Source organism: Methylobacterium sp. WL119, assembly GCF_008039875.1.
Taxonomy (GTDB): domain Bacteria; phylum Pseudomonadota; class Alphaproteobacteria; order Rhizobiales; family Beijerinckiaceae; genus Methylobacterium.
The window spans coordinates 1-8,462 of the sequence record NZ_VRUU01000150.1; the positions used below are offsets into that span (position 1 = coordinate 1).

Genomic DNA, 8,462 nt, shown 5'->3' on the forward strand with positions numbered 1-8,462 from the left:
CCGGCGACCCGCGCCGCGGGCGCCTGGCGCTGCTGGCGACCCTGCGCGCCGCCGCCCCGTGGCAGGCCCTCCGGCGATCCGAGGCCGAAGCGGGCGACGCCCGGGCGATCCTGGTGCGGCCGGAGGATTTTCGGATCACGCGCTTTCGCCAGCGGACCGAGAGCACGACGATCTTCGCGGTCGACGCCTCCGGCTCGGCGGCGATCGAGCGGCTCGCCGAGGCGAAGGGGGCGGTCGAGCTGCTGCTGGCCGAGGCCTATGTCCGCCGCGACCGGGTGGCGCTCGTCGCCTTCCGCGGCCGGGCGGCCGAGCTCGTGCTGCCGCCGACCCGCTCGCTGGTGCGGGCCAAGCGCGAGCTCGCCGAGCTGCCCGGCGGCGGCGGCACGCCGCTGGCCGCGGGGCTCGATGCGGCGGCCGACGTGGCGCTCGCCGTCCGCCGCGGCGGCGGCACCCCGGTCGTCGTGCTGCTCACCGACGGGCGCGCCAACGTCGACCGCGCCGGCGCACCGGGCCGGCCGCGCGCCGCCGAGGACGCGCTCGCCGCGGCCCGGCGCTTCCGCGCGGCGGCGTTCTCCGCGATCCTGATCGACACCGCGCCGCGCCCGCAGGATTCGGCGCGCGCCCTGGCCGAGGCGATGGGCGCCCGCTATCTCCCGTTGCCGCAGGCCGACGCCCGCAAGCTCAGCGCCGCGGTGCGGGCGGCGGGCGCGGCGGCGTGACGGCTCGCATCGGCAGGTCCTTCAGGAAACCAGGTCCTTCAGGAAACCATGACACGCATGTCCGAGGACCGCCCGGACTGGGAGCGCGACGGGCGCGACTGGCCGCATCGCGACGCCAGCCGCTTCGTCGAGGCTTCCGGCCTGCGCTGGCACGTGCAGGCGATGGGGCCGGCCGACGCCCCCGTGCTGCTCCTCGTCCACGGGACGGGCGCGGCGACGCATTCCTGGCGCGGGCTGATGCCGGCCTTGGCCGGGCGCTTCCGCGTGATCGCGCCGGACCTGCCCGGCCACGGCTTCACCGATCCGCTGCCGGCCGGCCGCCTGTCGCTTCCCGGCATGGCGTCCGCCCTGGCCGACCTGACGACGCAGCTCGACGTGAGGCCGGTCGTGGCGGTCGGCCATTCGGCGGGCGCCGCGATCCTGGCCCGGACCTGCCTCGACGCGCGGCTATCGCCGAGGCTACTGGTGGCGCTGAACGGCGCCCTCAAGCCGTTCCCAGGTCTTGCCTCGATCCTGTTCCCAAGCATGGCGCGGATGCTGTTCCTCAATCGGATGACGCCGAAGATCTTCGCCTGGACGGCGGACCGCGCCGCGGTGCAGCGGCTGATCCAGGGCACCGGCTCGCGCATCGACCCCGTCGGGCTCGACCTCTATCGCCGCCTGTTCCGGAAGCCCGCCCACGTCGCCGGAGCGCTCGGCATGATGGCGAACTGGAACCTCGACGCCCTTGACCGCGCGCTGCCGCGGCTCGGCGTCCGCACGCTGCTCGTCGTCGGCTCCGACGACAAGGCGATCGCGCCCGACACCGCCTTCGCGGTGCGCGACCGCCTGCCCGATGCCCGCGTCGAGCTGATGCGCGGCCTCGGCCACCTCGCGCACGAGGAAGCGCCCGAGCGCGTCACTGCGGCGATCCTCGCGGAGTTCGACGCCCTGACCGCAGCCGAGGCGCCGCGGTCCGCCCGAGCCTCAGAAAGGCCCTTGCCTGAGGTCGGCAATCGACCTTAGTGTCAAACCATGTTGACACTCGATGCGTCGGTACCGTTGACACATGCGGATCGCCGGCCCCACGCCGTCGTCGTGGGCAGCGGTTTCGGCGGGCTCGCCGCCGCGATCCGCCTCGGTGCCCGCGGCTACCGGGTCACGGTGCTGGAACGGCTCGACAAGCCGGGCGGGCGGGCCCGCGTCCACCGGCAGGACGGCTTCACCTTCGACGCCGGCCCGACCATCGTTACCGCGCCGTTCCTGTTCGAGGAACTGTGGACGCTGTGCGGGCGGCGCATGGCGGACGACGTCACCCTGGTGCCGATGCGGCCCTACTACCGCATCCGGTTCGACGACGGCGCCACCTTCGACTATTCCGGCGACCTGGCCGCCATGCGGGCGGAGGTCGCCAAGTTCTCGCCCGCCGACGTGGCCGGCTACGAGCGCTTCATGGCGCAGAGCGAGGCCATCTTCCGCGTCGGCTTCGAAGAGCTCGGCCACGTGCCCTTCGGCCGCATCCGGGACATGCTGCGGATCGCGCCGGACCTCGTGCGGCTCGGCGGCCACCGCAGCGTCTACGACGTGGTGGCGAAGTACATCCGCGACGAGCGCCTGCGGACCATCTTCAGCTTCCACCCGCTGCTGATCGGCGGCAGCCCGTTCCGGGCGAGCGCGATCTACTGCCTGATCGCCCATCTCGAGCGGCGCTGGGGCGTGCACTTCGCCATGGGCGGCACCGGCCGCCTCGTCAACGGCCTCGTCGGCCTGATCGCGGGGCAGGGGGGCGCCCTGCACTGCGACGCGGAGGTCGCCGAGATCACCGTCGCCCGCGGCGCGGCCACCGGCGTGCGCCTGGCCGACGGCACGACGATCGCCGCCGACATCGTCGTCTCGAACGCCGATTCCGCCCACACCTACCGCAATCTGATCCCGGCATCCGCCAGACGGCGCTGGACCGATCGCAAGGTCGACAAGGCCCATTCCTCCATGGGCCTGTTCGTCTGGTACTTCGGAACGAAGCGGAAATATCCGGACGTCGCCCACCACACCATCCTGATGGGGCCGCGCTACCGCGCGCTGATCGACGACATCTTCCGCAGGAAGCACCTCGCCGACGACTTCTCGCTCTATCTCCACCGGCCGACCGAGACCGACCCGATGCTGGCGCCGCCGGGATGCGACGCGTTCTACGTGCTCTCGCCGGTGCCGAACCTCGCCGGCGGCCAGGATTGGGCGGCGCTCGCCGAGCCCTACCGCCGGCTCATCGAGGCGTCCCTTGAGGCGACCGTGCTGCCGGGCCTCTCGGCCGAGCTCGTCACCTCGAAGGTGACGACGCCGCAGGATTTCCGCGACGATTTCCTGAGCTTCCGCGGCTCCGGCTTCGGGCTGGAGCCGGTGCTGACGCAGTCGGCGTGGTTCCGTCCGCACAACGCCTCGGAAGACGTGCGCAACCTGTTCCTCGTCGGCGCCGGAACCCATCCCGGCGCCGGCCTGCCCGGCGTCCTGTCCACGGCCCGCGTCCTCGATACGGTGGTTCCCGATGCGCGCGTCTTCGCCTGAGTCGCTTCCGGCCGCGTTCCTGGCCGCCCTGCGCCCGGCCTCGTCGCACGCGTCGGAGGCCGACCACGCCGCCTGCCGCGCCGCGATCCGGGCGGGGTCGCGCAGCTTCTACGCCGCCGCACACCTGCTGCCGCCGCGCGTCCGGCGCGCGGCTTACGGGCTCTACGCCTTCTGCCGGTTGTCGGACGATCTCGTCGACGACGCGGAGGCCGGCGCGGCGCCCGGGGCGGTGCTTCGGCTCGATGCGCGGCTCGCGCGCATCCATGCCGGCCACCCCGCCGACCATGCCGCCGACCGGGCGCTCGCCGACGTCGTCGCCGACCACGCGATCCCGCAGGCGCTGCCGGCGGCGTTGCTCGAAGGCCTCGCCTGGGACTCCGAAGGGCGGCGCTACGCGACCTTGAGCGCGCTCTGCGCCTACGCCGCCCGCGTCGCGGCCTCCGTCGGCGCGACGATGACGCTGATCATGGGCGTGCGCGATGCCGACGTGCTGGCGCGGGCCTGCGACCTCGGCGTGGCGATGCAGCTCACCAACATCGCCCGCGACGTCGGCGAGGATGCGCGGGCCGGCCGCCTCTACCTGCCGCTCGACTGGCTCGACGAGGCCGGCATCGATCCGGACGCGTTCCTGGCCGAGCCGGTCGCGACGGACGCGCTGCGCGACGTGGTCGCCCGGCTGCTCGCCGCCGCGGACGTGCTCTACGCCCGCTCGGAGGCCGGCATCGGCGGCCTGCCGCTCGCCTGCCGTCCGGCGATTCGGGCCGCGCGTCTGATCTATGCCGAGATCGGTACGGAGATCGTCCGGAACGGGTTCGACAGCGTCACCCGGCGCGCCCGCGTCGGGGCGGGGCGAAAGCTGCAGCTGCTCGCCCGCGCCGCGCTGCCGCTCGGTGGCGGCACCGAGCGCGACGCGCCGAGCCTGCCCGAGACCGCCTACCTCATCGAGGCCGTGCCGACGCGCACGCCCTTGGCCCGCCCCTGGTGGGACATCCCGGGCCAGGCGGTGCGGGTGCTCGAGATGATTGAGGCGTTGCGCGAGCGTGAGGCGACGGGGCGCGAGCCGGCGTGAGCGACCCGCTCTTCGCCGCCTTCGACATCGGGCTGGTCTTCGCGCTCGCCCTCGGGCTGGCGATCTGGCAGCTCGTCGCGCTCAGGCGCGGCATCCGGCGGGACCGCGCGGCGGCGAAGGTGGACCGCGGAGAGTAGCATCACGGACGGTTATTCCATCCGCGCTTTCCCTCCCCCCTCTGCGGGGGGAGGGAAGAGGCGCAAACCACACCGCCCCGGTTCACGCCATCGACGTCAGGATGCCCGGCCGGCGGCCGTTCCGCCGAGGTGGAACACCCGGTGGGGCACCAGCTCGCCGCGCTCGACGTCGCCCACCGCGACGAGGATGCCGCCGCAGGTCGCGAAGATCTTGCCCTCGACCGGCGCGTCGCGGCCGCGCAGGATCACCGACTGGCCGCGCATCAGGCGCATCGCCATGTCGCGCGAGACCGAGACGGAGGGGATCGCGTCGAGAGCGGTCTCGACCGGCATCAGGTGGGCGAGGCTGCCCTCGGGCCCGGCGGCGTCAAGCCCGGCGACGTTGCAGGAATCGGCCTCCGCGAACGGCCCGACCCGGGTGCGGCGCAGAGCCGAGACGTGGCCGCGGCAGCCGAGCATGCGCCCGAGGTCGCGCGCGAGCGCCCGCACGTAGGTGCCCTTGCCGCACTCGGCCTCGATCACCGTGCGGTCGGTCTCGTGCTCGACCACCGCGAGGCGATCGATCTGGACGGGACGCGCCACCAGCTCGACCACCTCGCCGTCGCGGGCGAGGTCGTAGGCGCGCTCGCCCTGGATTTTGATCGCCGAGTAGCGCGGCGGCACCTGCTCGATCGCGCCGACGAAGCTCGGCAGGGCGGCCTCGACCGCCGCGCGGGTCGGGCGGTCCTCGCTCGTCGCCACCGGGCGGCCCTCGGCGTCGTCGGTGTCGGTCTCGATGCCCCAGCTCACGGTGAAGCGGTAGGCCTTGCGGCCGTCCATCACGAAGGGGACGGTCTTGGTGGCCTCGCCGAGCGCGATCGGCAGGATCCCGGATGCCAGCGGATCGAGGGTGCCGGCATGCCCCGCCTTCTTGGCGTTGAAGGCGCGCTTCACCACCGCGACCGCGTGCGTCGAGGTCATGCCGACGCCCTTGTCGAGGATGACCCAGCCCGACACGTCGCGCTTCTTCGGCCGGTCGGGCCGCGGACCGCCGCGGGACGGGCGACGGCCCTCCTCGCTGCGGCGCTCGCCCGAAGACGGCATCTCGGGCGCGGAGACCGGATGCTCGGAGGTCGGGACGTCGTTCATGGAAACCTCGGTCGGCATCATGCTTTTTTACGTCAATCGGCGAAACGGAATCTGGATCGGTGCGCGCCCGCCTGCCGGTGCCGCGCCGCGATGGCGTCTTCGATCGGGTCGGGGCCGACCCTCACGGGCGCCCCCCGCCGACCTCCGCGTCGTCCTCGTCCGGCACTCCCTTGTCGAGGTCGCGCTGGACGCGCTCGTTGCGCAGCAGCGCGTCGATCCGCGCGGCCTCGTCGAACGTGTCGTCGCGCAGGAAGCGCAGCTCGGGGGCGAATTTGAGGTTCACCCGCCGGGCCACCTCCTGCCGGAGCGCCTTGCGGTTGCGCTCGAGCGCGGCGATCACCGGCGCCTCGTCCATGCCGCCGAGCGGCATCACGTAGGCGGTGGCGAGCTTGAGGTCGGGCGACATCCGAACTTCCGGCACGGTCACCACGTGGGTGCCGAGGACCGGATCCTGGATGTCGCCGCGCTGGAGCACCTCGGCCAGCGCGTGGCGCACGAGCTCGGCGACGCGCTGCTGGCGCTGGGTGGGGCCGTTCGGGTTGGGTTTCTGAGCCATTGTCTTCTGCGGTCCGGCACCGGGTCGTCGAGCAGACGAGGCAGGACTGGAGTACGAAAAAAGACGGCCGCGGCAGGAGCCGCGGCCGCCGTGTCGATGCGCTGTCGAACGCGATCAGAGCGTGCGGCGGATCTCTTCGACCCGGTAGCACTCGATGGTGTCGCCGGCGCGCATGTTCTCGAAGTTCTCGAACGCCATGCCGCAATCCTGGCCCGACGTGACTTCCTTCACGTCGTCCTTGAAGCGCTTCAGGGTCGAGAGCTTGCCCTCGTGGATCACCACGCTGTCGCGGATCAGGCGGACATGGGCGCCGCGCTGGACCACGCCGTCGGAGACGCGGCAACCGGCGACCTTGCCGACCTTCGAGACCTCGAAGATCTCCTGGATGAAGGCTTCGCCCAGGCGCTCCTCGCGGAGCGTCGGAGGCAGCATGCCCGACAGGGTCGCTTTGATGTCGTCCACGAGGTCGTAGATGATGTTGTAGTAGCGGATCTCGACGTCGTTGCGCTCGGCGAGCTCCCGCGCTTCCTTGTGGGCGCGGATGTTGAAGCCGATCACCACCGCCTTCGAGGCGGTCGCGAGGGTCACGTCCGACTCGGTGATGCCGCCGACGCCGGCGAGCAGGATCCGGGCCGAGACCTCGTCGTTGCCGAGCTTCTCCAACGCGCCCGAGATCGCCTCGACCGAGCCCTGCACGTCGCCCTTGATGATGACGGGCAGCTCCTTGCGGCCGGCGCCTTCCTTCAGGTCGCGCATCATGTCGACGAGCGAGCGATTGGCGCCGCCGGTGCGGGCGTTCTGGCGCTCGCGCTTCGTCCGGGCACGATACTCCGTGACCTCGCGGGCGCGGGCCTCGCTCGGCACCACGATCACGCGGTCGCCGGCATCCGGCGTGCCGTTGAAGCCGAGGACCTCCACCGGGACCGACGGTCCCGCGTACTGGATGTTCTCGCCCTGGTCGTCGATGAGCGCGCGGACGCGGCCCCATTCGGCCCCGGCGACGACGATGTCGCCGGTGAACAGGGTGCCGCGCTGCACCAGCACGGTCGCGACGGGGCCGCGGCCGCGATCGAGCTTGGCCTCGATGACCGTGCCCTCGCCGTCGCGCTTCTCGTTGGCGCGCAGGTTCATGATCTCGGCCTGCAGCTGCAGGCCCTCGAGCAGATCGGGCAGGCCGTCGCCGGTCTTGGCCGAAACCTCGAACTCCAGCGTCTCGCCGCCCATCGACTCGACCTGGATGTCGTGCTGGAGCAGCTCGGTGCGGACCCGCTGCGGGTTCGCCTCGGGCTTGTCGATCTTGTTGATCGCCAGGATCAGCGGAACGCCCGCCGCCTTGGCGTGCTGGATCGCCTCGATCGTCTGGGGCATCACGCCGTCGTCGGCCGCCACCACGAGCACGACGATGTCCGTCACCTTGGCGCCGCGGGCGCGCATGGAGGTGAAGGCCGCGTGGCCGGGGGTGTCGATGAAGGTGATCATGTCGCCCGACGGCGACGCGACCTGATAGGCGCCGATGTGCTGGGTGATGCCGCCGGCCTCGCCCTCGACCACGTTCTCCTTGCGGATCGCGTCGAGGAGCGACGTCTTGCCGTGGTCGACGTGGCCCATGATCGTGACGACCGGGGGACGGGGATCGAGATCCTCGTCGAGATCCGGCTCGTCGGAGGTCAGGCCCTCTTCCACGTCCGACTCGGCGACGCGGCGCACGGTGTGGCCCATCTCCTCGGCGATGAGCTGCGCCGAATCCGAGTCGATCACGTCGGTGATCTTGTGGATCTCGCCCTGCTTCATCAGCAGGCGGATCACGTCGACCGCCCGCTCCGACATGCGGTTGGCGAGCTCCTGGATCGTGATCGTCTCCGGGATCGTCACCTCACGCGACAGCTTCTCCTTCTGCTCGACCTGCCGGCTTCCGCTCATGCGCTGCTGGCGACGACGGAAGGAGGCGATCGAGCGGGTGCGCTCGTCCTCGCCGGACGTCGCGGTCGCGATGGTCAGGCGGCCGCGGTTGCGGTCGCCGCCGGGCTGCTTGGGCGTCTTCGGCGGCGTGATGATCTTCAGCGGCATGCCGGGACGGCGGATGACGCGCTTGGTCTCGCTCTCGTCCTCGTTCGCCGCCGGGCGGCCGGCCGGACGCGCAGCGGTCCCCGCGGGCCGTGCCGCGGTGGTCGGGCTCGCGCTCTTCTCGGGCTCGGGCGCCGGGGCGGGGCGCGCCATGAAGTTCAGGTTCTGCGGCTTGCGCACGTCCGCGGTGATGGTCTTGCGCGGCTCGGCCGGGGTCGGACGCGCGGTCAGCGGCGGCCGTGCGGCGG

8 protein-coding genes are annotated in these 8,462 nt (G+C 72.4%); 5 read left to right on the forward strand and 3 right to left on the reverse strand.

The genetic code is table 11. The features are described 5' to 3' along the window. The 5 genes from FV227_RS26780 to FV227_RS29355 form a co-directional block, all read left to right on the forward strand. Window positions 1-719: VWA domain-containing protein (locus FV227_RS26780; protein WP_147860307.1), on the forward strand; the 719-nt coding region annotated here is incomplete at its 5' end. A 57-nt stretch (window positions 720-776) separates the two neighbouring features. Then, the gene (gene bchO, locus FV227_RS26785; protein WP_243946985.1) at window positions 777-1,724 is read left to right on the forward strand and encodes an alpha/beta fold hydrolase BchO; all 948 of its coding nucleotides are present in this window, start codon (window positions 777-779) and stop codon (window positions 1,722-1,724) included. Between the two features lie 9 nt (window positions 1,725-1,733). Then, window positions 1,734-3,260 (forward strand): phytoene desaturase, encoded by a 1,527-nt coding sequence (locus tag FV227_RS26790; protein ID WP_147729376.1) that lies wholly within the window; start codon window positions 1,734-1,736, stop codon window positions 3,258-3,260. Beyond that, window positions 3,241-4,329, forward strand: a complete 1,089-nt coding sequence (locus tag FV227_RS26795; protein ID WP_147860308.1) for a phytoene/squalene synthase family protein — start codon at window positions 3,241-3,243, stop codon at window positions 4,327-4,329. Before FV227_RS26790 ends, FV227_RS26795 begins: the two co-directional genes overlap by 20 nt. Further along, on the forward strand, window positions 4,326-4,466 hold the full coding sequence (locus FV227_RS29355) for a hypothetical protein (RefSeq protein ID WP_187274966.1): 141 nt from the start codon (window positions 4,326-4,328) through the stop codon (window positions 4,464-4,466). The genes FV227_RS26795 and FV227_RS29355 overlap by 4 nt, the downstream gene beginning before the upstream one ends. A gap of 96 nt (window positions 4,467-4,562) precedes the next feature. Here FV227_RS29355 and truB read toward each other — a convergent pair whose 3' ends face one another. The 3 genes from truB to infB form a co-directional block, all read right to left on the reverse strand. Continuing rightward, window positions 4,563-5,549, reverse strand: coding sequence for a tRNA pseudouridine(55) synthase TruB (truB, locus tag FV227_RS26800; protein ID WP_243931682.1), 987 nt, complete (start codon window positions 5,547-5,549; stop codon window positions 4,563-4,565). 166 nt (window positions 5,550-5,715) lie between these two features. Next, window positions 5,716-6,150, reverse strand: a complete 435-nt coding sequence (gene rbfA / locus FV227_RS26805; RefSeq protein ID WP_147728627.1) for a 30S ribosome-binding factor RbfA — start codon at window positions 6,148-6,150, stop codon at window positions 5,716-5,718. 114 nt (window positions 6,151-6,264) lie between these two features. Next, window positions 6,265-8,462 (reverse strand): translation initiation factor IF-2 (gene infB / locus FV227_RS26810; protein WP_147860309.1); only part of this gene is annotated, 2,198 nt, incomplete at its 5' end.